This window comes from Pseudomonas sp. KH_024_B2 (assembly GCF_057839965.1).
In genome coordinates this window covers 5,780,308-5,807,156 of the sequence record NZ_CM174502.1, presented here as the reverse complement: position 1 = coordinate 5,807,156, position 26,849 = coordinate 5,780,308, and the positions used below count along the sequence as shown (strand labels likewise).

General features: G+C 60.6%; 26 protein-coding genes. 11 read left to right on the top strand and 15 right to left on the bottom strand.

Annotated features, from left to right (window positions below; all coding sequences use genetic code 11):
* Positions 1 to 5: 5 nt before the first annotated feature.
* The 4 genes from AC3I0A_RS27040 to AC3I0A_RS27025 are packed head-to-tail and all read right to left on the bottom strand — an operon-like array spanning position 6 to position 4,173.
* Positions 6 to 461: a hypothetical protein gene (locus AC3I0A_RS27040; protein WP_489375548.1), complete on the bottom strand. Its 456-nt coding sequence runs from the start codon at positions 459 to 461 to the stop codon at positions 6 to 8.
* Positions 451 to 1,782 (bottom strand): phosphatase PAP2/dual specificity phosphatase family protein, encoded by a 1,332-nt coding sequence (locus AC3I0A_RS27035; RefSeq protein ID WP_489378613.1) that lies wholly within the window; start codon positions 1,780 to 1,782, stop codon positions 451 to 453. Before AC3I0A_RS27035 ends, AC3I0A_RS27040 begins: the two co-directional genes overlap by 11 nt.
* The gene (locus AC3I0A_RS27030; RefSeq protein WP_489375547.1) at positions 1,779 to 3,539 is read right to left on the bottom strand and encodes a bifunctional alpha/beta hydrolase/class I SAM-dependent methyltransferase; all 1,761 of its coding nucleotides are present in this window, start codon (positions 3,537 to 3,539) and stop codon (positions 1,779 to 1,781) included. Before AC3I0A_RS27030 ends, AC3I0A_RS27035 begins: the two co-directional genes overlap by 4 nt.
* 10 nt (positions 3,540 to 3,549) lie before the next feature.
* Positions 3,550 to 4,173, bottom strand: a complete 624-nt coding sequence (locus AC3I0A_RS27025; protein WP_489375546.1) for a CDP-alcohol phosphatidyltransferase family protein — start codon at positions 4,171 to 4,173, stop codon at positions 3,550 to 3,552.
* Positions 4,174 to 4,442: 269 nt separating this feature from the next.
* On the opposite strand from AC3I0A_RS27025, the gene hflK (AC3I0A_RS27020) reads away from it, so the two are divergent.
* The 5 genes from hflK (AC3I0A_RS27020) to cfaB all read left to right on the top strand — a co-directional run bounded on the left by hflK (AC3I0A_RS27020) (position 4,443) and on the right by cfaB (position 11,820).
* Positions 4,443 to 6,407, top strand: coding sequence for a protease modulator HflK (gene hflK, locus AC3I0A_RS27020; RefSeq protein ID WP_489375545.1), 1,965 nt, complete (start codon positions 4,443 to 4,445; stop codon positions 6,405 to 6,407).
* On the top strand, positions 6,404 to 7,435 hold the full coding sequence (hflC, locus tag AC3I0A_RS27015) for a protease modulator HflC (RefSeq protein ID WP_489375544.1): 1,032 nt from the start codon (positions 6,404 to 6,406) through the stop codon (positions 7,433 to 7,435). Before hflK (AC3I0A_RS27020) ends, hflC begins: the two co-directional genes overlap by 4 nt.
* A complete protein-coding gene (gene hflK, locus AC3I0A_RS27010) occupies positions 7,432 to 8,490 on the top strand; it encodes a protease modulator HflK (protein WP_489375543.1) in 1,059 nt (352 codons plus the stop codon). The genes hflC and hflK (AC3I0A_RS27010) overlap by 4 nt, the downstream gene beginning before the upstream one ends.
* A complete protein-coding gene (locus AC3I0A_RS27005; protein WP_489375542.1) occupies positions 8,487 to 10,406 on the top strand; it encodes a cation-translocating P-type ATPase in 1,920 nt (639 codons plus the stop codon). Before hflK (AC3I0A_RS27010) ends, AC3I0A_RS27005 begins: the two co-directional genes overlap by 4 nt.
* A 226-nt stretch (positions 10,407 to 10,632) precedes the next feature.
* Complete coding sequence (gene cfaB / locus AC3I0A_RS27000) at positions 10,633 to 11,820, top strand: C17 cyclopropane fatty acid synthase CfaB (RefSeq protein WP_489375541.1); 1,188 nt, start codon at positions 10,633 to 10,635, stop codon at positions 11,818 to 11,820.
* On the opposite strand, the gene cls is transcribed toward cfaB, so the two are convergent.
* Positions 11,817 to 13,256 carry a cardiolipin synthase gene (gene cls / locus AC3I0A_RS26995; RefSeq protein ID WP_489375540.1) on the bottom strand — a complete coding sequence of 480 codons (1,440 nt, stop codon included), beginning with the start codon at positions 13,254 to 13,256 and terminating at the stop codon, positions 11,817 to 11,819. The two genes, cfaB and cls, sit on opposite strands and share 4 nt — an antisense overlap.
* 132 nt (positions 13,257 to 13,388) lie before the next feature.
* Here cls and AC3I0A_RS26990 point away from each other — a divergent pair, with 132 nt between their 5' ends.
* Positions 13,389 to 13,910 carry a DUF3617 domain-containing protein gene (locus tag AC3I0A_RS26990; protein WP_489375539.1) on the top strand — a complete coding sequence of 174 codons (522 nt, stop codon included), beginning with the start codon at positions 13,389 to 13,391 and terminating at the stop codon, positions 13,908 to 13,910.
* 164 nt (positions 13,911 to 14,074) lie between these two features.
* Here the strand turns inward: AC3I0A_RS26990 and AC3I0A_RS26985 are convergent, their stop codons facing one another.
* From AC3I0A_RS26985 to folE2, 5 genes are read right to left on the bottom strand one after another with little or no spacing between them, the layout of a single operon-like run.
* Positions 14,075 to 14,635 carry a gamma carbonic anhydrase family protein gene (locus AC3I0A_RS26985; protein ID WP_489375538.1) on the bottom strand — a complete coding sequence of 187 codons (561 nt, stop codon included), beginning with the start codon at positions 14,633 to 14,635 and terminating at the stop codon, positions 14,075 to 14,077.
* On the bottom strand, positions 14,632 to 15,516 hold the full coding sequence (locus AC3I0A_RS26980) for a metal ABC transporter substrate-binding protein (protein ID WP_489375537.1): 885 nt from the start codon (positions 15,514 to 15,516) through the stop codon (positions 14,632 to 14,634). The genes AC3I0A_RS26985 and AC3I0A_RS26980 overlap by 4 nt, the downstream gene beginning before the upstream one ends.
* Before the next feature lie 11 nt (positions 15,517 to 15,527).
* Positions 15,528 to 16,394, bottom strand: coding sequence for a metal ABC transporter permease (locus AC3I0A_RS26975; RefSeq protein ID WP_489375536.1), 867 nt, complete (start codon positions 16,392 to 16,394; stop codon positions 15,528 to 15,530).
* Complete coding sequence (locus tag AC3I0A_RS26970) at positions 16,394 to 17,062, bottom strand: metal ABC transporter ATP-binding protein (protein ID WP_489375535.1); 669 nt, start codon at positions 17,060 to 17,062, stop codon at positions 16,394 to 16,396. Before AC3I0A_RS26970 ends, AC3I0A_RS26975 begins: the two co-directional genes overlap by 1 nt.
* Positions 17,059 to 17,955: a GTP cyclohydrolase FolE2 gene (gene folE2 / locus AC3I0A_RS26965; protein ID WP_489375534.1), complete on the bottom strand. Its 897-nt coding sequence runs from the start codon at positions 17,953 to 17,955 to the stop codon at positions 17,059 to 17,061. Before folE2 ends, AC3I0A_RS26970 begins: the two co-directional genes overlap by 4 nt.
* A 100-nt stretch (positions 17,956 to 18,055) precedes the next feature.
* Between folE2 and zigA the strand changes: the two genes are divergently transcribed.
* Together zigA and AC3I0A_RS26955 are read left to right on the top strand one after the other, a co-directional pair.
* Complete coding sequence (zigA, locus tag AC3I0A_RS26960; RefSeq protein WP_489375533.1) at positions 18,056 to 19,264, top strand: zinc metallochaperone GTPase ZigA; 1,209 nt, start codon at positions 18,056 to 18,058, stop codon at positions 19,262 to 19,264.
* The gene (locus AC3I0A_RS26955; RefSeq protein WP_489375532.1) at positions 19,264 to 19,914 is read left to right on the top strand and encodes a DUF1826 domain-containing protein; all 651 of its coding nucleotides are present in this window, start codon (positions 19,264 to 19,266) and stop codon (positions 19,912 to 19,914) included. Before zigA ends, AC3I0A_RS26955 begins: the two co-directional genes overlap by 1 nt.
* Positions 19,915 to 19,920: 6 nt before the next feature.
* Here AC3I0A_RS26955 and AC3I0A_RS26950 read toward each other — a convergent pair whose 3' ends face one another.
* Positions 19,921 to 20,277, bottom strand: coding sequence for an NADH:ubiquinone oxidoreductase (locus tag AC3I0A_RS26950; RefSeq protein ID WP_489375531.1), 357 nt, complete (start codon positions 20,275 to 20,277; stop codon positions 19,921 to 19,923).
* Positions 20,278 to 20,305: 28 nt separating this feature from the next.
* Here AC3I0A_RS26950 and AC3I0A_RS26945 point away from each other — a divergent pair, with 28 nt between their 5' ends.
* Positions 20,306 to 21,277, top strand: a complete 972-nt coding sequence (locus AC3I0A_RS26945; RefSeq protein ID WP_489375530.1) for a CobW family GTP-binding protein — start codon at positions 20,306 to 20,308, stop codon at positions 21,275 to 21,277.
* A gap of 7 nt (positions 21,278 to 21,284) precedes the next feature.
* Here AC3I0A_RS26945 and AC3I0A_RS26940 read toward each other — a convergent pair whose 3' ends face one another.
* Positions 21,285 to 21,677, bottom strand: a complete 393-nt coding sequence (locus AC3I0A_RS26940; RefSeq protein WP_489375529.1) for a DUF3301 domain-containing protein — start codon at positions 21,675 to 21,677, stop codon at positions 21,285 to 21,287.
* A gap of 116 nt (positions 21,678 to 21,793) precedes the next feature.
* Here AC3I0A_RS26940 and pdxY point away from each other — a divergent pair, with 116 nt between their 5' ends.
* Complete coding sequence (gene pdxY, locus AC3I0A_RS26935; protein WP_489375528.1) at positions 21,794 to 22,666, top strand: pyridoxal kinase PdxY; 873 nt, start codon at positions 21,794 to 21,796, stop codon at positions 22,664 to 22,666.
* A gap of 203 nt (positions 22,667 to 22,869) precedes the next feature.
* On the opposite strand, the gene AC3I0A_RS26930 is transcribed toward pdxY, so the two are convergent.
* On the bottom strand, positions 22,870 to 23,352 hold the full coding sequence (locus tag AC3I0A_RS26930) for an acyl-CoA thioesterase (protein WP_489375527.1): 483 nt from the start codon (positions 23,350 to 23,352) through the stop codon (positions 22,870 to 22,872).
* A 200-nt stretch (positions 23,353 to 23,552) separates the two neighbouring features.
* Here AC3I0A_RS26930 and AC3I0A_RS26925 point away from each other — a divergent pair, with 200 nt between their 5' ends.
* The gene (locus AC3I0A_RS26925; protein WP_489375526.1) at positions 23,553 to 25,316 is read left to right on the top strand and encodes a cation:proton antiporter; all 1,764 of its coding nucleotides are present in this window, start codon (positions 23,553 to 23,555) and stop codon (positions 25,314 to 25,316) included.
* Between the two features lie 39 nt (positions 25,317 to 25,355).
* On the opposite strand, the gene AC3I0A_RS26920 is transcribed toward AC3I0A_RS26925, so the two are convergent.
* A complete protein-coding gene (locus AC3I0A_RS26920; protein ID WP_489375525.1) occupies positions 25,356 to 25,763 on the bottom strand; it encodes an SMI1/KNR4 family protein in 408 nt (135 codons plus the stop codon).
* Between the two features lie 137 nt (positions 25,764 to 25,900).
* The gene (locus AC3I0A_RS26915; protein WP_489375524.1) at positions 25,901 to 26,782 is read right to left on the bottom strand and encodes a Tim44 domain-containing protein; all 882 of its coding nucleotides are present in this window, start codon (positions 26,780 to 26,782) and stop codon (positions 25,901 to 25,903) included.
* Positions 26,783 to 26,849 lie beyond the last annotated feature (67 nt).

Sequence of the window (26,849 nt, the reverse complement as noted above, 5' to 3'; positions counted from 1 at the left end):
ATTCCTTATCCAGTGAAGGGCAGCCAAGGGCTGGCGAGGATGACTGCGAGCGGCGCCAGTACTTGCACGGCCAGCAGCTGCACTTGCCGACGCAGCAGCTTCAGCGCCCCGCGGCTGCGCTCGGCCCAGCTCCTGGCGGGTCGATCGGCTTTTTGCAGGCTCAGGCTCTGCAACACCCGGTCCATGGCTTCAGTGCATTGCGTCAGTTGCTCGGTTTCGTTGGCCATCCGCTGAAACAGGTCGGCGTCGAAGGCCACTCGCAGCGCCCAGTACTTTTGCAGCAGCCCGAGCAGCACCATCCACGCACTGAGGATCAGACAGAGCGGGCTGATGGTGGCCAGCAACAGTTGCACCAGACCGAACAACAGGCCCAGCAGGGTTATGCCTGTGGATAACTGATCCAGCGCACGACCCCGGCGCAACAGGCTGGCGACGACTTCCAGGGAAAGGTCAGTGGCCATTGACGATCCTCATGTGCTCCAGTGCCTGGCGATGGGCCAGGTGCAGTACGATCCGTGGCCGACTCCGTTGAATCTGCATCAGAGCCGCCTCGACGTTGGCGGCGCGACCGCTGTACAGCAGCCAGGCGGCGACGGCCGTGGCACTGCGTGAATAACCCAGTGCACAGCACACCAGCAACGGCCCGTGCTGACGCAGGCGCTCAATGCTGCGCGCGGCTTCCAGGCATTGCTCGGCGGTGGGGGCGACAAGGTCGAGCACGGGCAGCGCGTGATAGGCCAGGCCCGGTGCGGGCAACGACAATTCGGCACACAGATCGAGCACCGCGCGGAATTGGCTGTGTTTCAGGTCCGGTGAACCCGGGATTCGCCCTAGCCAGACGTTATCCACAACCTGATCCGGCTGTGGATGATTTTTTGTCCACAGCCGCGAGTTGATCCACGCGGCCGCCAGATACGGCGCCAGCATGCAACGGACGGCTGGGCTCAACCGGCCATCGGCGCCCTTCTGGAAGCCGGCGGCGTCGAACAGCGCGTAATTCAACGCCACCATCAACAAGGCCACGGTCGGCCAGAGCAACCACAGCCACCAGCCGCCAAATGCGAAGGCTGGAATGCCCAGCCCCACGGCGCCCAGGGTATAACGCAGCGCCAGTTGCCGGCGTTTACGATCAGTTGCCAGGCGTGCGGTCTGCAGTGGCCCGGGTCGATCCAGTGGCCACAACCAGACGCACAGCCATCCGGCCAGAGCGCCTGTGGGTAAGTCGATAAAGTGGTGTTGATAAGTGCTGAGCACGGAAATCCCGATCAGCGCGAACCAGCCATGCACCAACCAGCGCCAGGCACCCTGTACATGCCGCTGGTAGCAGACCCAGAGCACCACAAGCAGGGCGATGTGCAGAGAAGGCGCTTGATTGAAGGGTTTGTCGAAGCCCGCCAGCACGTCGAACATCCAACCGAACACTCCATCCATTTCCGGGCGCTGGAAAGTGAAGCGCAACGGCCAGAGCAGGAAGCAGCTGACGGCGATCGCCTGGGCCGTGAGCAGGCGCAAGGCATGGCGTTTGAGCTCTTCGCGGCTGGTCGGTAACAGCAGCGACAGGCCATACAGCATGTCGATCGACCAGTAGGGCACGATGGTCCAGGCGACGAACGGAATATGAGTCTCCCAGCCAAAGACCAGGCTACCGACGTCATCCCGCTGAGCGCTGACCCAGGTGGCAAAGCCGTAGGTGCCGAAAAACAACGGCGCCAGCAGCAGCAACCAGAGCACCGCCGGCTTCAGCAGGCCTGGCTCGCGCAGGGGCGTTACGGCGCTGGTCATCGTGGCAGCCGTTGCGCCAGCGACACGCTGAAGATGCCCCATTCATCGATCCGTTGGGTGATCTTGCGAAACCCCGCCGCTTCGACCAACTGATCCATTTCCGCCTGACTGCGGCGGCGCATGATCCAGGCCTGACCCTCGCGGTGGCTGGTCAGGGCGCGAGCGATAAGCTCCAGTTGCGGGTGCCACGGCTGGCCGGTGTAGACCAGATAGCCGCCGGGCTCCACGGCTGCGGCCAGCCCTGCCAGCGAACCGCTGACCAGTTGATTGTCAGCGAACAGCTCGTAAAGGCCAGAGACCACGGCCAGGCTCGGTTTTGGCTGCAGTGCTGCAAGATCGGCCTGGTCGAAGGCATCGCCTTTGACGAAGCGGGCAACCTCGCTCAAGCCTTTCTCGGCAATCAGCGCGCTGCCTTCGCGCACGTTGATGTCGCTGTAGTCGCGCAGCAGGATCGATTCGGGCAACGGACTGACACCCTCCAAGGCTTCGAGAATGTAACGTCCGTGGCCGGCGGCGATGTCGACGATGCGTACTTCGCGGTGCTGCTCACGGAGCTGTTCCATTGCCAGGCGCAACAGTTCCTCCAGGTGAATTTTACGCTGGCGAATGCCGCGCCAGCCGATGGAGTTCAGGTAGTTCTGATCGATCATCCGGCCCATGGCTGTTTGCCCGGTCGGGCGGTTGCGGTAGACATAATCCAGGGTGCTGCCGGAGTCGAAACCGCTGACGAAGCCAAGTTTGACCCCGGCCGACAGTCGACTGCCCAGGCCCATGCTGGCGCGAGTCATGCGCCAGTACAGGTCACGCAGCGAGTTGCGTGGCAAGGGTGCCGCCAGCGCTTCCGATTCGGCGCAGGTCAGGCCGAGGCGATCGGCGTCGAGCAGGGAAGGGCGATGTGCCGGGCGCTTGAAGTTCTGCAGGATAAAACGCCTGGCGCTGCTCAGCGCCGGAGCGCGGTCCCGTTCGCCGAGGGTGTCGTGAAAGAACCCCGGAAGAATATGTTTTTCCTTCTGCAAACTGCCGAGGCGGTCGAAGAATTGTTCCTGGGGTTTGCGCTGCACCACGAAGTCGGAGCCGGAGATCAGCAGCTGGGTGGGCACCTGGATCGCCTGAGCATCGGCAACCACACGGTCCGCCGCTTCATACAGCCCGAGCAACACGTTCACCGAAATCGCTTTGGTGATCAGCGGATCGCTGTCGTAGGAAGCCACCCGTTGGCGGTCGTGGCTGAGCAGGCGCGCCTTGACGTAACTGTTGACGAAGAAATTGCCGCGAAACTTGCGCATCAGGGCCAGGCCCGTTCTGGCGAAGGGCACGTAGAGTTTCACCTTGAACGCCGGAGATGCGAGCACCAGTGCCCGGATACGCGGTGCGTAGTCGTGGACCCAGGTGGCTGCGATTACCGCGCCGACGCTCTGGGCGATCACCGCCATGTTCTCCTGGTCAATCGGGTAGCTCGCGCTCAGGTGGTCGCAGAAGGTCTGCACGTCGCGCACGCTGGTGGCAAAACTTGGGCTGTCGCCACGGGCACCGGGGGATTGACCATGACCGCGAGCGTCCCAGGCGAAGAAATCGAATTCGGGCAGGTCCAGCTCATCCACCAGATGGGCGATCCGTCCGGAGTGCTCATGGCCGCGGTGAAACAGTACAACGGCCTTGCGCGGCTCATCGGCAGGCAAGGTGCTGGCAGGCCAGTGGCGGTAGAACAGCTGTACCCCGTCGTGGGTGCTGAAGGTATGATCCCGGGCTTCGCGCATACTGATTTCCTTATACTGATGGGGCGTTGTTAAGGGCTTCTTTCAAGCCCTGACGGACCCGATTGACCAGGGTGTACAGCAGCAATGCAGCGACCACCAGCAGCAGACCGTTGATCCAGCCTGCCGCGAGCCAGCCCAAGGCGATCCCGGTCGCCAGCACACCGAGCACCAACGCCCGATCGCTTTTACCCATCGGACCGTCGTAGCGTCGCGAAGCGCCGACCATTGGCCCGAGCACTCCCGTGTATTCACTGAACAGCGCCAGTAACGTCACCAGCAACACGATCAGCAGATTCACTTCAGGGATCAACGCAAACGGCAGGATCAGTGCGCTGTCGGCAATGATGTCGCATAGCTCATTGAGGTAGGCGCCCAAGGGCGATTGCTGGCCAAATTCGCGAGCCAGCATGCCGTCGATGGCGTTCAGCGCCATGCGCAGAATCATCCACACTGGAATCAGGGCGAACACCCAGAGATGTTCGGCGAAACTGGCCACCGCGACACCCACCAGAACGGAGATCAGTCCCGCCAACAGGGTGATTTGATTGGCAGTGGTGCCGTTATCGAACAGGCGCTGAACCAGGGGCCGCAGCAGGTTCTGAAAGGCCGGTTTCAACTGGTAGATGGAAGGCATGCAGACAATTCCTTTGTCGAGGGTGAAGGTCAGGGGCGTGGCGCTGAAGCTCGCGTTCTGTCGCCCTGAACGTCTGGCGCTGAGAGTAGCTGGTGGCGGGGGTACTTGTCCTGTGACCAGCCAGTCAAAAGCGGTAAATGGTGAGCGCAGAGTCTTCGGGATGTGCGTTGAACGAAAATTTCACTACTATCGTTACATCATAACGAAACATGCACTTGCGCCGGCCTGGGAGTTATCTACAGGCCAAGGTTTAGCAAAGACGGGGTGGTATGCAAGTCGATCTGGACGCAGATGGGGCAGAGATAGAAGGACTGCCGCGTTTTCAACAAGCGGTATTTCACGCCCGGCGGTTGAAGCGAGTCGGCATCGGCCTGGCGGGTTTGGCGGCGGTGGGGCTGGTGTTGGCGTTTTTTGTCGGGCTTTTCGCCCCGCAATCGCTGTGGCCTGCACTGTTGGTCAACCAGGCCGCAGCCTTGTTGGTCGTAGTGGCCGGGTTGCAATCGGCCTGGTGGGTGACGTTGTGGCGAGGGCGGGCACTGGGCTCTACGGTAGTGCTACCCGCAGAGCCAGTCGCGGATCTCCCCGTTGAAGCACTCGGCTGGTACGAACGGCTGTTGGAGCGTATCAGCGACGGCTGGCTACGGCTGCTGGCGCAGATTGGCGCAGCGACTCTCTGGCTGTGTGGTTGGTCGCTGTTGGTGCTGCTGAGCATCGAGCAGGTCTGGAACCTGTCGTTGCCCGGCGCGGCATTGGGGCTGTCGGCCAGTGTTGGGGCGGCGCTTTCGTTATTGCTGGCCTTCGGCTTGCTGGTGTTCGAACGCCAGTTGGCTCAGGAAAACCCCGCCGAATGGCCTGAAGCCGCGCAGCTTGGACAGTTGATCCGGGTTGCGATCATCTGCCTGGTGCTGAGCGCGTTCTGCCTGTTGTTTTCCAGTGAAACGTCGGTATGGCCTGCGCGCCTCGCGGTATTAATCGGCCTGCTGCCGGGGTTGGTAGCGGCCGAATTGCTGCTACGCGCCTTGTTATCGCTGTTCAGCCCGCGCCGTGAACAGCTTGAACCACGGCTGCTGGCGCAGAGCTTTGTCGCCGACATGTTGCGTTGGCCGCCGCAGCCCTTGCTGGCGTTGCAGCACGAATTGCACAACCGCTTCGGCATCGATCTCCGGCAGATCTGGGCTTTCACTTACATGCGCCGGGCCTTCCTGCCGGTGCTGTTGGTGGTGTTGGCAGTCGGCTGGCTGCTGACCGGGATTCACGAAATTGCGCTGCAAGGGCGGGGCATTTACGAGCGTTTCGGCAAGCCGGTCGAGGTCTTCGGGCCCGGACTGCATGCCGGATTGCCCTGGCCTGTGGGCCGCGTATTGAGCGTCGAGAACGGTGTGGTGCATGAGTTGGCAACCAGCGTCGGTGAGGCAACCATCGCAACACTGCCGGAGCCTGCAGAAGGCCCTGCGCCGTTGATTGCCAATCGGCTATGGGATGCCAGCCATGTGAACGACAAGTCCCAGGTCATTGCCAGCGGCAACGCTGACAAGCAGAGCTTTCAGATCGTCAACATGGACGTGCGTTTTGTCTATCGCATCGGCCTGACCGATCAGGCGGCGCTGGCGGCAACCTATAACAGCGCGGATGTCCCGACGCTGATTCGTAGCACCGCCAGCCGGATTCTGGTTCACGATTTCGCCTCGCGAACGCTCGATGGTTTGCTGGGGGAAGATCGCACCAACCTTGCCGACGACATCGGTCGTGCGGTGCAGGCGGACTTGCAGAAACTCGACAGCGGCGTGGAAATTCTTGCGACGGTCGTCGAAGCGATCCACCCGCCGGCCGGTGCAGCCAACGCTTACCACGGCGTGCAAGCTGCGCAGATCGGCGCCCAGGCATTGATCTCCCGTGAGCGCGGGGCGGCCAGCGAGCAGACCCACCAGGCGCAATTGCAGGCGAGTGTCGCTCGCGATCAAGCGCTGGCCACTGCCCATGAAGTCAAAGCCGCCGCCCAGGCCGCGGACCTGCGTTTTGCCGCCGAACAAAAGGCTTTTGCTTCGGCCGGCCAGGCCTTTGTGCTGGAGCAATATTTCAGCCAGCTGACGCTGGGCCTGGCCAACGCCAAGCTGCTTCTTCTCGATCACCGTCTGGGCGGCAACAGCGCGCCGACCATCGATCTACGCACTTTCACGCTACCGGCTGACCCTGCGGCGCCGCGTAAAACCGTTCAGCCAGGAGCCGTCCAATGAGCCAGTCTCATTCCCACGATCAACATGATCATCAAGGCCACGGCGGACATCAGCACAGCCACCACCATCATCACCACGGTGACCCTCGGGAAGCCGGGCCGTTTCCATGGCGGCGCATGGCCTGGGCGACACTGCTGGTGTTGTTTGCCATTGCAGCGGCGAGCCTGGTGCAAGTGCGTTCCGGCGAAGCCACGGTGATCACCCGCTTCGGCAACCCGTCGCGGGTGCTGCTGGAGCCCGGTCTCGGCCGGCGCTGGCCGGCACCGTTCGAAGCGGCGATCCCGGTGGATCTGCGGCTGCGCACCACCTCCAGTGGTTTGCAGGATGTCGGTACGCGCGATGGTTTGCGGATCATTATTCAGGCCTATGTGGCGTGGCAGGTGCAGGGCGATCCGGACAACGTGCAGCGCTTCATGCGCGCAGTGCAGAATCAGCCGGACGAAGCGGCGCGGCAGATTCGCACCTTTGTCGGCTCGGCGCTGGAAACCACGGCCAGTAGTTTTGACCTGGCCAATCTGGTGAACACCGATGCCAATCAGGTCCATATCGCCGACTTTGAAGCGCAACTGCGCAAGCAGATCGACCAGCAGTTGTTGACCACCTACGGCGTGCGTGTGCTGCAAGTCGGCATCGAGCGCTTGACCTTGCCGTCGGTGACACTGACCGCCACCGTCGACCGTATGCGTGCCGAGCGTGAAACCATCGCCACCGAACGCACCGCCATCGGTAAACGCGAGGCGGCGCAGATTCGTTCCGCCGCCGAGCGTGATGCGCGAATTGTGCAAGCCGATGCCACGGTGAAAGCTGCTGATATCGAAGCCCAATCCCGAGTCGAAGCCGCGCAGATTTACGGCCGCGCCTACGCGGGTTCGCCGCAGCTGTATAACTTGCTGCGTTCGCTGGACACCTTGGGCACGGTGGTCACTCCGGGCACCAAGTTGATCTTGCGTACCGATGCGGCGCCATTTCGGGTGTTGATTGATGGGCCGCCGTCAGGCCTTGGCGCCAAGGCCGAGTCGCAGCCATGAGTAACGTTCCACGTGGAACAAATGAAGTCAGCAGCCCTTGGATCCAGGCTGGCCGTTTGACCTTTCTCGCGTTGTACGCGGTGACGGTATTGGCAGCAGTGGTTTGGGCTTTTTCCAATGTGCGGCAGATCGATCCGCAGAATCGTGCGGTGGTGTTGCACTTCGGCGCCTTGGATCGCATTCAAAATGCCGGCTTATTGTTGGCCTGGCCGCGGCCGTTCGAGCAGGTGGTTTTATTGCCGGCAGCAGACCGGGTAATCGAACGCCGGGTGGAAAACCTGTTGCGTTCCGATGCCGCGCTACAGGGCGATCGAGTGGCGAGTTTCGCCACGCCGCTGAGTGATGCCTTGGCCGGTTCCGGTTACCTGCTGACTGGCGATGCCGGCGTAGTGCAACTGGATGTGCGGGTTTTCTACAAAGTCACCGAGCCCTATGCGTTCGTACTGCAAGGCGAGCATGTACTGCCTGCGCTGGATCGTCTGGTGACCCGCAGTGCGTTAGCGCTGACCGCCGCGCGAGACCTGGACACCATTTTGGTGGCGCGCCCGGAATTGATCGGCGCGGATAACCAGGCCGCCGAGCGTCGCGAACGGCTGCGCGGGGATCTGGTGCAGGGCATCAATCAACGCTTGGCCGAACTGACTGCGACCGGGCAGGGGCTGGGGATCGAAGTGGCGCGAGTCGACGTGCAGTCCAGTCTGCCAGGGCCAGCAGTGAATGCTTTCAATGCGGTACTGACCGCCAGCCAACAGGCCGACAAAGCCGTGGCGAATGCTCGAACCGACGCCGAAAAACTCACCCAGACCGCTACCCAGCAATCCGACCGAGCCCTGCAAGTCGCCTATGCACAAGCCAGCGAACGCCTGGCCAAAGCCTCGGCCGACACCGCGACTGTACAGAGCCTGGCCTTGGCGCAGCGCAAGGGCGCTGACCCGGAAATGCTGCTGCGCATCTACCGCGAGCGTCTGCCGAAGATCCTCGGTCAGGCCGGGTCGGTGACCACGGTCGATCCCAAAGACGATTCCCGCCTGATTATTCAGGGAGCCGAACAATGACTGCCCACTCTGCTGCCGCACAACCCGCGGCGAGCATGCTGACCTCCACCGAACAACGCAGCGCTGCGCGTCAACTGACCCTGGCCATGCTCGCACTGGGCTTGCTGGTACTGGGTTTGGTCTGGCGTTGGTTGGCGCCAGAGCAAAATGGCGTCAGCCAGTTGTTGCTGGGTTTTGCCTCATTGCTGGTGGCCGTGCCGGTGATGCGTTCGGCCTGGTACAGCCTGCGTTACCCAAGCCTGCACGGCATCACCGATCAGTTGATCGCACTGGCAATGATGGGCGCTTGGGCCACCGGCGATCTGCTGACTGCGGCCTTGCTGCCGATCATCATGATCTTTGGCCACGTGTTGGAGGAGCGCAGCGTGATCGGCTCCCAGGAAGCCATTCATGCCTTGGGCAAGTTGACGCGCAGCCATGCACGGCGAGTGCAGGCCGACGGCACGATTGTCGAAGTGGACAACAGCACGCTCAAAACCGGAGACCAGGTGGAGGTGCGGGCCGGAGATCGGGTACCGGCCGATGGCCTGGTGCTTTCCGGGCAAGCCAGCCTCGACACCGCACCGATCACCGGCGAGTCGCTACCGCTGGAGGCGAGTGTCGGCATGCTGGTGTTCGGTGGGGCGATCAACCTCGATGGCTTGTTGCGGATTGAAGTCACCCGCACCGGCACTGAATCGACCTTGGGAAAGGTCATCGCGCTGATGCAAAGCGCCGAGCGCTCGAAGCCGCCGATCACTCGTTTGCTCGAACGTTATGCCGGCAGCTACATGGTGCTGGTCTTGCTGCTGGCGGCCGTCACCTGGTTTATCAGCAACGATGCGCAGGCGATGTTGGCGGTATTGGTGGCGGCCTGTCCTTGTGCCTTGGTGTTGTCGGCACCGGCGACGGCGATTGCCGGGATCGCTGTCGCGGCGCGCCACGGGATTTTGATTCGCAGCTCGGCGTTCCTTGAGGAGCTGGCGGACCTGACCTCACTGGTGGTGGACAAGACCGGCACCCTGACCTTTGGCACTCTGCGTTTGCAATCGATCGACAGCCCGATCGAGGATCGCAGCCCATTGCTGAAATTGGCCGCCAGCCTCGGCTCCGCCAGCAGCCATCCGGTTAGTCGTGCATTGGCCGGGCTGGTGACGCAGGAGCATTTTCTGGTGTTGTCGGATATCCGCGAGCGCCAGGGGTTGGGTGTCGTGGCGCAAACGGAGCAGGGCGAGGCGGCGCTCGGTCGTCCGGAGTTGTTCGGCCAATTGGGCATTGCGACCTCCGTCGTGCCCGAGCATGACGGGCCCATCGCCGGGCTGGCGTTGAACGGAGAGTTTCTCGGTTGGCTATTGTTGGCGGACAGCGTCAAACCCGAGGCTCGCCACGCACTGAGCGAACTGCGTGAGCTGGGTCTGGGACGGCAATTGCTGCTCACCGGTGATCGGCAAAGCGTGGCTCACAGCCTGGCCCATGAAGTCGGGATCAGCGATGTCGAAGCTCAGGCCTTGCCCGAAGACAAGCTCAACCGGGTTCTACAAGAAATCGACAGTGGCTTTCGGCCGATGGTGGTGGGCGACGGGATCAACGATTCGCTGGCACTCAAGGCCGGCGTGGTCGGCGTCGCCATGGGCGCGGGAGGGGCGGATATCGCTCTGGCTTCGGCGGACATCGTGCTGATTGGCAGCGATTTGCGGCGCTTGGGCACCTGCGTGCGCTTGAGTCGCCAGTGTCGGCAAACGTTGCAGGTCAACGTGATCATCGGCTTGGGCTGGACCCTGGCGATCGTCGCCTTTGCCGCATTCGGTTGGCTCGGGGCGGCGGGGGCAATGATTGCCGCGGTGCTGCATAACCTCAGCACCTTGCTGGTACTGGGCAACGCCGGCCGTTTACTGCGCTTTCAGGAGCCATTGCTCAAGCTCAAAGACGATCTCTGATCTGACGCGCGGATCCGTCATGATCGACCGCTGGAACTGTGCGGCGAGTTGATAGTCATCTGTGAAGAGGCTGCATCAATACAAACTGTAACCTGGCTGAAACACTTGGTTTAGGGCGGTTTGATCAGTCTCACGGATATGGAGAAAGGCTATGAGGTCGATAGCCTGCTAATTTTCATGGATGGTCTACCCTCAAGTCAGACGTCTGAAATCAGGGGGCTTCTCCATGCTCGCGCACCTTCCTCCGGCCTTACAGAATCTGCAGCTACCGTTACGCCTCAGACTCTGGGATGGCCATGAGTTTAATCTGGGCCCAGCGCCCAGCGTCACTATTGTGGTCAAGGACCCACAATTGGTTTCTCAATTCACCCATCCCAGCCTGGTTTTGCTGGGGGCCGCGTTCGTGGAAGGAAAGCTGGAACTCGAAGGCTCGATCAACGACGTCATTAAAGTCTGCGATGAGTGGAGCCAGGCTCTGCTGGATGAGAGCGATGACAACCAGCCTCTGCGCGTCATGCACGATAAAGCCACCGATGCAGCGGCTATTTCCTACCATTACGACTTGTCCAATGCCTTCTATCAGCTTTGGCTCGATAGCGACATGGCGTATTCCTGCGCCTATTTCGAGACCGGCAGCGAGAGCCTCGAGCAAGCCCAGCAGGCCAAGTTTCGCCATCTGTGCCGCAAGCTGCGTCTGCAACCTGGCGAATATCTGCTGGATGTCGGTTGCGGCTGGGGCGGGCTGGCACGTTACGCCGCGCGTGAGTTCGGGGCGAAAGTGTTCGGCATCACCCTGAGCAAGGAGCAGTTAGCGCTGGCGCGGGAGCGGGTAGCGGCCGAGGGCCTGGAGGATCAGGTCGAACTGCAGTTGCTCGATTACCGCGACCTGCCGCAGGACGGTCGTTTCGACAAGGTGGTGAGTGTCGGCATGTTCGAGCATGTCGGCCATGAGAACCTGGCGCAGTACTGTAAGACCCTGTTCGGCGCGGTGCGCGAGGGCGGTCTGGTGATGAACCACGGTATTACTGCCAGGCACATTGACGGTCGACCCGTCGGGCGCGGTGCTGGTGAGTTTATCGAACGCTACGTGTTTCCCAATGGCGAGCTGCCGCACCTGTCGATGATCTCGGCCGAGATCAGCGAGGCGGGCCTGGAAATAGTCGACGTCGAAAGCCTGCGCCTGCATTACGCGCGCACCCTGGACCACTGGAGCGAGCGCCTGGAGGACAATCTGGAAGCCGCCGCCAAGCTGGTGCCGGAGCACGTGCTACGCATCTGGCGACTCTATCTGGCGGGCTGCGCTTATGCGTTTGCCAGGGGCTGGATCAATCTGCACCAGATCCTCGCGGTCAAGGCTCATGCCGACGGTAGCCATGATCTGCCGTGGACGCGCGACGATATCTACAACCCTTAAAGGATCGGCGATATAAGCCGGGCGACCCGCATGCCAAGTTGTTGCAGGCGGCGGGTCTCCCGGCTTTCTCCTTTGGCGATCTCGTGAGCCTGGTCGAAGTCATCGTTGAGCATGGATTGCACCTCGGCGGCGAATGGGTTGTCGACGATCAGTAGCATCACTTCGAAGTTGAGCCGGAACGAACGGTTGTCCAGATTCGCGCTGCCGATGGCGCTGATTTCGCTGTCGATCAGCACCACTTTCTGATGCAGGAAGCCGGGCTCATAACGGAACATCCGCACCCCGGCCCGCACCGCTTCGAACGCAAAGAGACTGGACGCGGCGTAAACGATGCGGTGATCCGCCCGCGACGGCAGCAGGATCCGCACATCCACACCGCGCAACACCGCCAGGCGCAGCGCGGCGAAAACCGCTTCGTCGGGAATGAAATACGGGCTGGTGATCCATACCCGTTCAGTTGCGGCATGGATGGCTTCAACGAAAAACAGCGAGCAGGTTTCGTAGGGGTCTGCCGGACCGCTGGCCAGCAATTGGCAGAGCACGCCCTCGTCCGGGTAGGTGTCGGGCAGGATCAGTGGCGGCAGCTGTCGTGAAGCCCAGAACCAGTCTTCAGCGAACGACTCCTGCATGCAGGCCACCACCGGGCCGCTGACTTCGACATGGGTGTCGCGCCAAGGCGCCAGTGGCGGTTTCTTGCCCATGTACTCGTCGCCGACGTTGAGCCCGCCGACGAACCCCAGCAGACCGTCAACCACCACAATTTTGCGGTGATTACGAAAATTGACCTGGAAGCGATTGAGCCAGCCGCTGCGGGTGGCGAAGGCTTTGACCTGCACGCCGGCCTCGCGCAGCGGCTGCACGAAGCCATGGGGCAAGGAGTGGCTGCCGATGCGGTCGTAGAGCACGTAAATGGCTACGCCTTCGGCGGCTTTCTCCATTAGCAGGGCCTGCAAGCGACGACCGAGATGGTCGTCATGGATGATGAAAAACTGGATCAATACGGCTTGGCGGGCGCTACGGATGGCGTCGAAAATCGCCGCAAAAGTGGCTTCGCCATCGATCAGCAAACGCACCCGATTATTCGCCAGGCACGGCATGCGTCCCAGTTTTGGCATGGCTCGCAGCGAGGCGTAGGCGCTGGAGGCGCGGGCGGCCAGCGCTTCCTCGACCCAGGGGCGCCAGTTCAGGTCGGCGATGGCTTTGCGCATTTCCTCGTTGGCCTGGCGTCTTGCCTCGATGTAAGCGTCGAAGGTACTGCGGCCAAAGACCAGGTAAGGGATAAGGGTCAGATAAGGAATGAACGACAGTGACATGGCCCAGGCGATTGCACCTTGGGCAGTCCTGACGGTGAACACGGCATGGATGGCGGCGATCATGCCCAGCAAGTGAATAGTGGCGATCAGATAACCGAAAACATGCGGGCCAAAGTAATCCATGGGGGCAGCCTTGCTCCTGAAGACTTAATGCTTAACAGACCATGTTCCACGGCGAATGTCGCTATTTAATTCGCCATGCAACCCAAGTCGATTTTTGACGTCTAACGGCCACTATTCTCTAGGAGTTACTCGATGAACGTTCGTCTGCTGGGTTTGGCCATGGCTGTCGGCTTGTCGCTTCCTGTGGCCGCTCAGGCGCAGATGTTGCAGCCAGGGTTGTGGGAATTAACTTCAAGCAATATGAAAGTCGATGACCAGAATCTGCCGGATCTGCAGTTGATCCTCGGTCAGTTGCAGAACCAGATTACCCCTGAGCAACGCGCGCAGCTGGAGAAGCAGGGCATCACCATGGGCGGCAAAGGTATTCGAGCTTGTCTGACTCAGGCCCAAGTGCAGTCCGACAACATTCCGCTGACGGATCCGCAATCGGGCTGCAAGCAGGAAATCACCGAGCGCACCGGCAATCAGTGGAAATTTCGCTTCAGCTGCCCGAAAGCGCAGGGCACCGGTGTCGCCACTTTCCTCAGTGATCGAGAGTTCACGACCAAGGTCAACGGCACCTTCAATGCCACCGGCATCCAGCAGAAGGGCAGCCTGGATACCCGCGCAGTGTGGATGGGGCAGGATTGCGGAACCGTTAAACCAAGAGCCTGAAAGCTTAGCGGGCAAGCCACGCTCCCACAGGAGTACTCGATTCCATGTGGGAGCGGGCTTGCCCGCGAAGACGCCAGAGCAGGCACCGCAAAAATCACTGGAATACCATCGGCCACGGAGGCCCGCGATTCGGTGTAAAAACTGCCTTTGTCCGGCGCGCCGTTTCAAAACTCGTTCTGCAGGGCCTTGTAGCCGCGCACCAGATCGACGTTGGTCCGCGCCACGTCTTCGGAAAACTCCGAAGCACTGACACTGACGGGCGGGAACTGAGAGAGGTCGGTCTTGGGTCCGATGCGAGTGGTGGACGGCACGTAGAAGTCTTCGGGCAAGTCCCGACCATCGACCACTGAGTTATGCCGCACTACGCAGCCGTCGCCCACCGCACAGTTGAACAACACGCTGTTGAAGCCGATGAACACCCGGTTGCCGACTGTGCACGGGCCGTGAACGATGGAGCGGTGGGCGATTGAACTGAACTCACCGATAGTCACCGCCGCGCCGGATTTGGAGTGGATGACCACCCCGTCCTGGATGTTCGAATTGGCACCGATGGTGATCGGCTCCATCTCGCCTGAGTCGTCCACTTCGTCGGCACGAATCACCGCGTAGGGGCCGACGAAGACGTTCTCGCCAATCACCACCTTGCCGCAGATGATCGCGGTTTTATCCACATAAGCGGACTCGGCGATCACTGGCAGATCGCCTGACGGGTTCTTGCGGATCATGGTTTGCTCAAGGCGTTGTACAGGGTATTGAGGTTGTACTGGTATAGCCCGATGAAGGTGCTCGCCGGGCCTTCGGCGGCGAGGGCGTCGGAGTACAAGGTGCCGCCGATATGCGCGCCGCTTTCTTCGGCGATTTGCTTGAGCAGGCGCGCGTCTTTGATATTTTCCATGAACACCGCCTTGACCTTGGCCTGGCGGATCTGGGTGATCAGCGCCGCGACTTCGGCGGCCGAAGGCTCGCGCTCGGTGGACAGACCTTGAGGCGCCATGAAGTCAATGCCGTAGGCCTGACCGAGATAACCGAAAGCATCATGGGAAGTGACGATCTTGCGATTGCCTGGCGGCAGCGAACCGAGCCTGGTTTTGGCTTCGGCCAGCAGGCGGTAAATCTGCTTCAGACAGGTCTGGCTGTTGCGTTCGTAGTCGGCTTTATTCGCTGGATCAGTCGCGATCAGCGCCTTGGTGATGTTGCTCACATAGAGTTCGATGTTCGCCAGATTGTGCCAGGCGTGCGGGTCGGGAATGGTCTCGCTGTCTTCATCCAGGGTCCGCGGGATGACGCCACGGCTGGCGGTGATTACAGGGGTTTTGGTCTCGGTACTGGTGACCAGACGATCCAGCCATGGCTCGAAGCCCAGGCCGTTCTTGATGATCAGCCGGGCCTTGAGCAGCGCTTTGGCGTCGTCCGGGGTTGGCTCGTAGGTGTGAGCGTCGGCGTCCGGACCGACCATGTTGGTGATCTGGATATGCTCGCCGCCAACCTGATGGGTCAGGTCGGCGAGAATGCTGAAGCTGGTGACCACCTGAAGTTTCTCTACCGCCGAGGCTGTCGATAGCGACAGCGGCAGCAGCAGACTGAACAGCATGAGTAGAGCGCGCATCGGGAAACACCTCATTGGGATGTGAGCAAAGGCGGGCGGCGCAGCAAGCCGTGAACCGGCCCGAACACCACGGACAGCAAGTACAAACCCCCAGCCACCAGCACGATGGTCGGGCCGCTGGGTAGCGAGTAGTAGAACGACAGCAACAGACCGAGCCACACCGAGAGGCAGCCGAGCACGGCGGCGATGACCATCAACACTGGCAAGCGTCGACTCCAGAAACGCGAAGCCGCCGCGGGCAACATCATCAAACCGACCACCATCAGCGCGCCGATGGCCTGAAAACCGATCACCAGATTCAGCACTACCAGGGTCAGAAACAGTCCGTGAGCCAACGGGCCGAGACGGCTCACGGTTTGCAGGAACAGCGGGTCGAGTGTGTCCAGCAGCAGTGGCCGATAGATCAGCACCATAGCAATCAGGCTGAAACCCGAAACCCAAAGCATGCCGGTCAGAGTCGGTCCATCGACGGCGAGTGCCGAGCCGAATAGCAGGTGCAGGAGGTCCAGACGTTTGCCGGCGATGCCGAGAATCAATACACCGCAGGCCAGCGAAATTGGGTAGATCGCCGCGAGGCTGGCGTCTTCCCTCAAGCCGGTACGGCGGGTGATCCACGCGGCGAGACCGGCCATGCTCAGGCCGGCGCCGAGGCCGCCAATGGTCAGCGCCGGCAGACTCAAACCGGCGAACCAGAAGCCCAGGGCCGCGCCCGGTAAGATCCCGTGGGCCACCGCATCGCCGATCAGGCTCATGCGCCGCAGAATCAAAAACACCCCGAGCGGGGCGGTGCTGCAGGCCAATACCAGACCGCCAAGCAAGGCTCGACGCATGAATACGAACTCGTGGAACGGTTGCCAAAGTGCAACGGCGGCGACCATCACGCCACCTGCGTCAGAGGTTGTTGCTGGATCAGTTCGACACTTGGCGCGAGCACGCAGCCGCTGCTTTTGATCAGCAGCGCTTGAGGAATGTGTTGGCGCACGGCGGCCAGGTCATGGCAGACGACGAGCAGCGTCCGGCCTTCGGCATGCCAGGCGTGGATATGTTTCCAGAGCAGTGCCTGGCCGAGTTCGTCGAGTGCAGCGTGGGGTTCGTCGAGCAACAACACCGGCGCTTCGGCCAGGCTCAAACGGGCGAGCAGGGCGCGTTGTAATTCTCCGCCGGACAAGGCCATCAGTGGGCGATGTTCCAGTCCAGTCAAACACCAGTCTTCCAACACGACCTTCAGGCGATGGCTGCGGACTTGCGGAGTTTGCTTGTTGCCCCAGAAACCAGCGGCGACCAGCTCTTGCAGACTGATAGGGAACTGTCGGTCCAGATGCTGCTGTTGCGGTAAGAAAGACAGGCTGCCGCGTCGTGGAACATCCAGTTCGACGTTGCCGGCCAGCGGTCTCTGCAACCCTGCGATGACTTTCAACAGGCTGCTTTTGCCCGAACCGTTGGCGCCAATGACTGCGGTCAGGCTGCCGCTTGCCAGTTCGAAGTTAACGGCGGGAGTGAGAGGCTGACCGGGCGCCCCCCAGCGTAACGCCTGACAACGGATCATGCGGCCTCCCAGTTCCAGCGACTTTCGGCCACAGCATCGTGGGCGTGCAGGCTTTCGGCGTGGACGACTCGCAGGTGGAAGGCGTTGATCCCCGGGGATCTTTTCAAGGCCAGATTCAAGCGTCGGGCAGCGTCTTCACAGAACATCAAATTCTGACCATTGGCCAGGGCGAAGGCTTGTTCGTCTGCGCGTTTCACCGCGGTTTGAACGGCGGTGCCGAGGGCTGCTTCGGCGTCGTTGATCACGGCGATCAGCGGCAGGTCTTCCAGATAGTCGTCCAGACGTAGCTGCAATTGCGCGCTGCTGCGCTGGCTATGAGGCGTCGCAACGATGCCTTTTGAAGATCCGAGCCAAGCCAGGATGTCGGCATGCTGCAATGCTTTGTTGGCAAAGTCATCGACAAATTGCTGCTGAATCAGCTGCCTCGAAAGCGCAGCTGAGCATGGACAGGTTGAGGAATAAGTAACCTCGATTTTTAGTTCCACGTGGAACATTGCATTTTTCAGACGCGCTTCGATGCTCACTGGATAAGTTTTCCAACCTGCTAACGGGCTGACCAATGCGGGCCGTTTGAGCAGCAAATCGGTGTGGATTCGCAAGTAGGCGCTGCTCGACAAACCGTCATGGCTATCGAGGAAGCGCTGCAAAACCTGACGTAAAAGCAACGGAGTGAGGTTCTTCTGCTCAAGCATTTCCAGCGCCAGATACAGACGCGACATATGAATGCCACGCGCCTCGCCATCATCGAGGCTGACGCCGGCATCCGCTTTTGCGCTGATTCGCTGACCATCGAACAACACCGGTAGAGCAATGCCGCACATGCCCACCCATTCGAGTGGCAAGGCTTGGCGTGAGGCCTGCGCGGCAATATCCGGCAGAGTCAGCGCGTTCATAAGCAGGTCCATCGTCGGAGATAAAAACATATGTTATGTTATAACGGTATAATTGACGATGCCTTTTTCAATCTCCCTCAGCCACTGATGAGACACCCTGATGCCTAACCGCCTTCCCGTTACCGTGCTGTCCGGTTTTCTCGGCGCCGGTAAAAGCACGCTGCTCAATTACGTTCTGCGCAACCGCGACAACCTGCGGGTGGCGGTGATCGTCAACGATATGAGCGAGATCAACATTGATGGCAGTGAGGTTCAGCGCGATGTCACGTTGAATCGTGCCGAAGAAAAACTCGTTGAAATGAGCAACGGCTGCATTTGCTGCACTTTGCGTGAAGACTTGCTGGATGAGGTCAGCAAGCTCGCCAAGGACGGTCGTTTCGATTATCTGCTGATCGAATCCACGGGCATTTCCGAGCCCTTGCCGGTGGCGGAAACCTTCACCTTTCGCGATGAAGAGGGCCAGAGCCTGGCGGACATTGCCCGGCTCGACACTCTGGTCACGGTGGTCGATGGCATGAACTTCCTGATCGACTATCAGGCCGCCGAAAGCCTTGCGTCCCGCGGCGAAACCCTGGGTGAGGACGACGAGCGCTCGATCACCGACCTGCTGATCGAGCAGATCGAATTCGCCGACGTGATTCTGATCAGCAAAATCGATTTGATCAGCAGCAGCGACCGTCAGGAGCTGATCGCCATTCTCGAACGGCTCAACTCCCAGGCAGAAATCATCCCCATGGTCATGGGCGAAGTGCCGCTGAAGAAGATCCTCAATACCGGGCGCTTCGACTTTGAACGCGCCGCTCAGGCGCCGGGCTGGTTGCAGGAATTGCGCGGTGAGCATGTCCCGGAAACCGAGGAGTATGGCATTGCCTCGACGGCTTACCGGGCGCGGCGGCCCTTCCATCCGCAGCGCTTTTTCAGCTTCATCGACCGCCCGTGGGTGAATGGCAAGCTGCTGCGTTCCAAGGGCTTTTTCTGGCTGGCCAGCAAGCATCAGGACGCCGGTAGCTGGTCCCAGGCTGGCGGTTTGATGCGTCACGGCTTTGCCGGGCGCTGGTGGCGTTTCGTGCCAAAACCGCAGTGGCCGCAGGATCAGGAAAGCGTCTCGGCGATCATGGAAAACTGGATGAAAGCCACTGGGGACTGCCGTCAGGAACTGGTGTTTATCGGTCAGAACATTGACTTCACCCAGCTCACCGCCGAGCTCGATAACTGCCTGCTGACCGATGACGAAATGGCCCTGGGTGTGGAAGGCTGGCAGTTGATGATCGACCCGTTCGGGCCATGGCATGAAGAGGTGGCGGCCTGATGCTCGCGCCCAGTCTGACGCTGCGTCCGATCATTCGTCAGGTCCGGGGTGAGACACCAGAAGCGCTCACCCGGATTCTGGAAGACGGCGTGAATATGGCCGTCTGGCAACGGCAGCTACCGGCCCATATCGCCGACTTCGGCACTCTGTTGCTGTCTCTCGGCGAGCCGCTGGCTGAATCACTGTCACTGGAGCTAGAGAGTGAGGATGCACAGCCAAATCTGCACGGCCTGGCCTCAGGTTTCAGCGATCTGGAAGGCTACGAAGGCTTCATCGCTGACGTCTCCTGGCTGGTCAGCGCCTTCGCCTGTCTGTTGGGTGCCAAGCGCATCGGTTTGCGCCTGCGGGTGCTGGACAAGGCTATGTGCCCACGTTTCCACGTCGATCATGTACCGGTGAGATTGATCACTACGTATGCCGGCATTGGCAGTCAATGGCTACGGGAAGGGGTGATGGATCGTCGGCAACTGGGCAAAGCCGACGCCGAGCCCCGGGACGACTCGCAGATTCAGCAAGTAACCTGCGGTGAAGTCGCCTTGCTCAAGGGCGAGAAATGGCACGGCAACGAAGGCTTCGGCCTGATCCATCGCTCGCCGCAACCGGCGCCGGGTGAACGCCGCCTGATCCTCACCCTCGACTGGTTGAGCTAGGCGTACTCAAGGTTTCAGCCATTTGCCCTGGCTTTGGCTTTCGCAGAACGGCTGCAAATACGCCGCATCAGTGGCCACGCCGTAATAGTGAATATCCTGCCGGTAAGGCATATTGGCCACTTGGGCGTTGCTGCAAACGCCGAAGGCGCCGGCGGGGCATTGCTCGGTGAACGTTACGTCGACTTTCTGACCGGGCAGGTTCGGCTGGCAGAAGCCGTCGTGGAACAGTTTTTCCGGGATATTGCGGTTTTGCTGGCAGACTTTGACGTCCAGCCGTTCCGCCTGACTGTGGACCACGCAGGCTTGGGCCAGCGCCTCGCCCGAGCCGAGCGCCAACAGCAGTGGTAGCCAAATCGCCCGCATCATCTACCTCCTTAGAAAATCACCGAATATGCTGCAGAACATTCCCACCCACGTCATTGCCGGGCCGCTTGGTGCCGGCAAGACCAGCCTGATCAAGCACCTGCTGGCGCAGCGGCCGGCCCATGAGCGCTGGGCAGTGCTGATCAATGAGTTCGGTCAGATCGGCCTGGATGCCGCGTTGCTGACTCAGGACGCCGATGGTATCGCACTGGGTGAAGTCGCCGGCGGCTGTTTGTGTTGCGTGAATGGGGCGCCGTTTCAGGTCGGGCTTGGACGTTTGTTGCGCAAGGCGCGACCGGACCGGCTGTTTATCGAACCCTCAGGGTTGGGGCATCCGGCGCAGTTGCTCAAGCAATTGGGTGATGCGCCGTGGCACGGTGTATTGGCCGTTCAGCCGTGCGTGCTGGTGCTCGATGCCCAGGCGCTGGCCGCCGGGAAACCGTTGCCACCAGCGCAGCAGGAGGCGCTGACCAGTGCCGGTCTGTTGCTGCTGAACAAGGACGAGCAGCTCAGCGACACGGATCGCCAGCGGATCATCAAGCAACTACCGGATTGCCCGGTGTACTGGACGCAGCAAGCCGCTTTGCCACTGACCGAATTACCCGGAGCACAGTCTCAGGCGAATGCGGGTGTGGATAACTTCCGCGTGCCTAAAGGTTTGGCGCAGATGCCGGCGATCTGGACTGATCCGACGCAGCCGATTTGCCTGAGCCAGCAACAGGAGGGCGGCTGGAGCATTGGCTGGCGTTGGCATCCGAGTCAGCGATTTGATGCGCCCCGGGTTCTGCAATGGCTTGAAAGCCTTGACTGGCGGCGGGCGAAGTTGGTTATCCACAGCGCCGACGGCTGGGTTTCTGCCAATGCAGTGGATAACTCGGGTCTGCACTGGCAGCCTAGCGAGTGGCGACGTGATTCACGTATCGAACTGATTTTCAGCAAGCCGCAGAACGCGGCCGCGCTGCAAAACGTCTTGGCTGGGTGCCGTGTAGTTCAGGTTTGACGCGCGCTCAATTGCGCCACTTGTTATGTTCCTGGCGCCACTGGTTCAGTTCGATCACATCGGCACTTGGCGTCGGAGTCTTGACCTCGAACGGGTAGGGCGCCAGCTCGATTTGTGCGCTGTGGGCGCCGAACTGGGTGATGGTGCCCGAGTGGCGCGTCTCGCCGGTCACGGTGAATTCGAAGTTATAGATGCGGGCCAGGCGCCGTCGGCCATTGGCGTCCTTGACGAAACCAATCCGCTTCAACGCCACGTTGCCGTCCAGCAGCTCGATGTCGAGCTTGGCGCAATGCTGCTTGACCCTTTCCAGTGCCCGCTCGCGCAAGCCGTGGTTGTGCCATAGCCAAGCGGCGCCGGTCGCCAGCAGCATCAGCACGAAGATATTTCCCAGGGTCAGCATCAACGAACACTCCAACAAAGTAGTGTCAGCTTAACTGTGTCTTCGGTCTGTCGTACAGGCTGCGTTTCGTCGCATACTGCGCGGCTCGAATTTCAATCGGTTTACGGAAATCCCGCATGAAACGTACACCCCATTTGCTCGCCATCCAGTCTCATGTGGTCTTCGGCCATGCCGGCAACAGCGCTGCGGTTTTTCCGATGCAGCGGGTCGGGGTGAATGTCTGGCCGCTCAATACCGTGCAGTTCTCCAACCATACCCAGTATGGGCAGTGGGCGGGTGAGGTGTTGGCACCGCATCAGATTCCGGAGCTGATCGAGGGGATTGCCGCCATCGGCGAGTTGGGTAACTGCGATGCAGTGCTGTCTGGCTACCTCGGTAGCGCGGCGCAGGGAAGAGCGATCCTTACGGGTGTGGCGCGGATCAAGGCGATCAATCCCAAGGCTTTGTACCTCTGCGACCCGGTGATGGGGCATCCGGAAAAGGGTTGCAGCGTGCCGGCTGAAGTCAGTGATTTCCTGCTGGAAGAGGCGGCGGCGATGGCTGACTTCATGTGCCCGAATCAGCTCGAACTGGACAGTTTTTCGGGGCGCAAGCCGCAGTCGCTGTTCGATTGCCTGGCCATGGCTCGGGCGCTGCTTGCCCGCGGCCCGAAGGCGGTGCTGGTCAAGCACCTGGATTATCCCGGCAAGCTGCCGGATGGCTTCGAGATGTTGCTGGTGACCGCTGAGGGCAGTTGGCATCTGCGTCGGCCGCTGCTGGCTTTCCCGCGTCAGCCGGTGGGCGTCGGCGACCTGACGGCCGGCCTGTTTCTGGCCCGCGTGCTACTGGGAGATAGTCTGCTGGCGGCCTTCGAGTTCACCGCCGCGGCGGTGCATGAAGTGCTGCTGGAAACCCAGGCCTGCGCCAGCTATGAGCTGGAATTGGTGCGCGCTCAGGACCGGATCGCCCACCCGCGAGTGCGGTTTGAGGCGACGGCGATCAGCCTTTAAGCCGAGTCAAGCAAGTCCCAGCCCGGCGATAAAACCTTGTGGCGAGGGAGCTTGCTCCCGCTGGGCCGCGAAGCGGGCCCAAAACCTGTAACCGAGATTTATCAGGCAAACCGCATCAGCCGGATTACGACGGCTTCGCCGCCGAGCGGGAGCAAGCTCCCTCGCCACAGGTCAGGCGCTCGGCTTCTTTTCCCTGACTGACCTCAGGCATCCGCCTTGATTTCCTGATACCGCTTTTCCAGTTCCTGGCGAATCTGCCGGCGTTGCTTGGCCTGGATAAACCGGCGTTTGTCTTCGCTGTTCTGCGGTTGCAGCTGCGGCACGACGGTGGGTTTGCGCTGGTCGTCGACCGCGACCATGGTGAAAAAGCAGCTATTGGTGTGGCGCACCGAGCGCTCACGGATATTCTCCGTCACCACCTTGATCCCCACCTCCATCGAGGTGTTGCCGGTGTAGTTGACCGACGCGAGAAAGGTCACCAGTTCGCCGACATGGATCGGCTCGCGGAAGATCACCTGATCCACCGACAGGGTGACCACGTAGCGTCCGGCATAGCGGCTGGCGCAGGCGTAGGCGACTTCGTCGAGATACTTGAGCAGGGTACCGCCGTGGACATTGCCAGAGAAATTGGCCATGTCGGGGGTCATCAATACCGTCATCGACAGCTGGGCGTTTCCGGGTTCCATAGCACACTCACGGTTCTAGGCAGGGATTGCGGGAGCACCTCTGCGGGCGCTTGGTCATTTTTTCAAAACCATCGTTAACGGGACGCTGCGCTCGTGGCGACCGTCACGCCCGAATCGATCTGTTTCCATATATTGCACTGCCTTTCTGCCGGAAGTCTCGGTGTTACCCTTCAAAAGCACGCCTCAAGGAGCCCCACGCCATGCACGCCATCAGTTTTATTCAGGATCTGGCAGTGATCATGTTGATCGCAGGTGTGGTGACCATTCTCTTTCACCGGCTCAAACAGCCGGTGGTGCTCGGTTACATCGTCGCCGGTTTCATCATCGGCCCGCACACCCCGCCATTCAGCCTGATCCACGACGAAGACACGATCAAGACGCTCGCCGAACTTGGGGTGATCCTGCTGATGTTCTGTCTGGGCCTGGAATTCAGCTTGCGCAAGTTGTTCAGGGTCGGCGCCACGGCCTTTATCGCCGCGTTCCTCGAAATCGTGCTGATGATCTGGATCGGCTACGAAATCGGTCGCTGGTTCGACTGGAACACCATGGACTCGCTGTTCCTCGGCGCAATTCTGGCGATCTCCTCGACCACCATCATCGTCAAGGCCCTTAATGACCTGAAGATGAAGAACCAGCGCTTTGCGCAGCTGATCTTCGGCGTGTTGATCGTTGAGGACATTCTCGGGATTGGCATCATCGCGCTGTTATCGAGTATCGCGGTCAGTGGCACCGTCAGTTCTGGTGAGGTGTTTTCCACGGTCGGCAAGCTCTCGCTGTTCATGATCGTCGCCCTGGTGGTCGGCATTCTGCTGGTGCCGCGATTACTGGCTTATGTGGCCAGGTTCGAAAGCAACGAAATGCTGCTGATCACTGTGCTGGGCTTGTGCTTCGGTTTCTGTCTGCTGGTGGTCAAGCTGGAATACAGCATGGTGCTGGGCGCATTCCTGATTGGCGCAATCATGGCCGAGTCCCGGCAATTACTGAAAATAGAACGTCTGATCGAGCCGGTTCGCGACATGTTCAGCGCCATCTTCTTTGTCGCCATTGGTCTGATGATCGACCCGCAGATCCTGCTGCAATACGCCTGGCCGATCGCGGTGATCACCGTCGCCGTGGTGTTGGGCAAGATGATGTCCTGCGGGCTGGGCGCCTTTATCGCCGGCAATGATGGACGTACCTCACTTCGGGTCGGCATGGGCCTTTCGCAGATCGGCGAATTCTCTTTCATCATCGCTTCCTTGGGCATGACCTTGCAGGTCACCAGCAACTTCCTTTATCCGGTGGCGGTAGCCGTATCGGTGATTACCACCTTGCTGACCCCTTACCTGATCCGGGCAGCCGACCCGTTGTCGCTGAAGCTGGCGGCAGTGATGCCGCAGCGTCTGGCTCGCGTGCTGGGGATGTACGGTGAATGGCTGCGCAGCATCCAGCCGCAGGGTGAAGGTGCGCTGCTGGCGAAAATGATTCGGCGGATCCTGTTACAGGTGGGGGTCAATCTGGCGCTGGTAATGGCGATCTTTTTGTCCGGCGGTTTTTTTGCCGAGCGCCTTGGTGGTTATCTTCAAGGCTGGATCAGCGACCCCGGTTGGCAGAAGGCCCTGATCTGGGGTGGCGCGCTGCTGTTGTCGTTGCCGTTTTTGATCGCCGCGTATCGCAAGCTCAAGGCACTGTCGATGATGCTGGCGGAGATGGGCGTGAAAGCGGAAATGGCCGGGCGCCATACCCAGCGAGTGCGACGGGTGATCGCAGAGGTGATACCGATCTTGTCGTTGCTGGTGATCTTCCTGCTGCTGGCGGCATTGTCGTCAAGCATTTTGCCGACCATCGAACTGTTGATCCTGATTGCTGTCGTTGCGGCAGTTGTCGCGGCGCTGCTGTGGCGCTGGTTTATCCGCGTGCATACGCGGATGCAGATTGCCCTGCTGGAAACCCTGGATAACCACAACAACTCTGTCGAACATTGAGGCCCGCTCCAGGCTGGCGCTGGAAGCGGGCTCGCGGTATCAGCTTTCCAGCCAGACGTCCCGCGCCCAGTGCCACACCGATTCCCAGGTTTCTTCCGTCACCAGTTCTTCTTCGGCCGACCACAACACTACGGTGCCGTCTTCCTCGACGCAGTAGTAATCGTCACCGCTCTGGCAGATCGGAATCAACTCCCGGGGAACACCGGCATCCCAGGCGTTGGCCGCAACTTCAGGCAGATAGGTATGGGACTGTGGATCGGTAACGGTTACCGGCTCCAGGCTGCCATACACGACATCGCTGACGGTCAGCAGGAATTCCTTGAAGACAAAGGGAATGTCGATGAACAGCTGTTCTTCGATCTCCACCAGTAGATCTTCATCTGGCAGTTCCAGCGGGACCGGCACAGGTTCATTTTTTTCACGCAGTTCTTCAATGACTTCTTCCACGACCTCAATCCTCTTGCTCAATGGCGCGGTTTGTATGGGGCGGTTTATACAGTAGCTCGCTATAAGTGCAACTGTGAAATAGAAAACCCCGGACAAGTCCGGGGTTTTTGTTACAGCGTACTTGGCGCGAGGGTGGATCAGCCGTTCTGGCGGATACCTGCAACCAGCCATGGCTGATTGTCGCCCTGCGGACGTTCCATGTTCCAGCTTTCGTTGAAGACTTCGCCCTGGTCGAAACGCGAGGATTTCGACACGCCGCTGAAGGTCAGGGTAGCGACGGTCTTGTCGGAACGATCGTCCACACCGTCCAGCTGTACATTGAGGTTATCAATGTAGGTGGACTGGAAACCTTCACCCAGGTCGGCACGTTCCTTTTTCAGGAACTCCAGCAGCTGCGGCGTCACGAACTCGGCGATCTTGTCCATTTCGTTGGCGTCCCAGTGCTGTTGCAGGGACTGGAAGTGGTTGCGCGCCGCTTCAACGAAACGCTCTTCGTTGAACCAGGCCGGAGCATTGATTACCGGACGGACGGCGGCAGGTGCTGCCGATCCACCGAAGATCGAACCCGAAGCCGGTTTTTGCTCGAACACTTCACGCTGCATCGGTGCGTGGCCAGCTGGAGCCATGTGCTCCTGTTGCTTGCGACGACGAGCGGCAATGAAGCGGAAGGCCAGGAAGGCGATGACCGCCATGATCAGGATGTCGAAGATCTGCATGCCCTGGAAGCCGTCGCCCATGAACATGGAGGCCAGCAGACCGCCGGCAGCGATACCGGCCAGAGGGCCGAGCCAGCGCGAAGCACCGCCAGCCTTGGCGGCAGCGCCTGCGACACCGGCAGCCCCTGCGGTTGCGGCTGCAGAGCCAGCGCCCGAGGCCGGGGCCGGGGCCATCTGGCTAGTCTGGTGGGTCGGCGCAGCGCCTGCGCTTTTGCCGCCACCAAAGCGCTTGGCGGCGTTGGCGTCGAGGCTCATCGTCAGGCCGATGCACAACGCCATGGCGATGCTAAGAAAACGTTTCATAAAGGGAATTCCCATTTGTGGATGGCACGCGCGCCATGTTGCACAGATGAAGTGTTGCTGGCTAGCG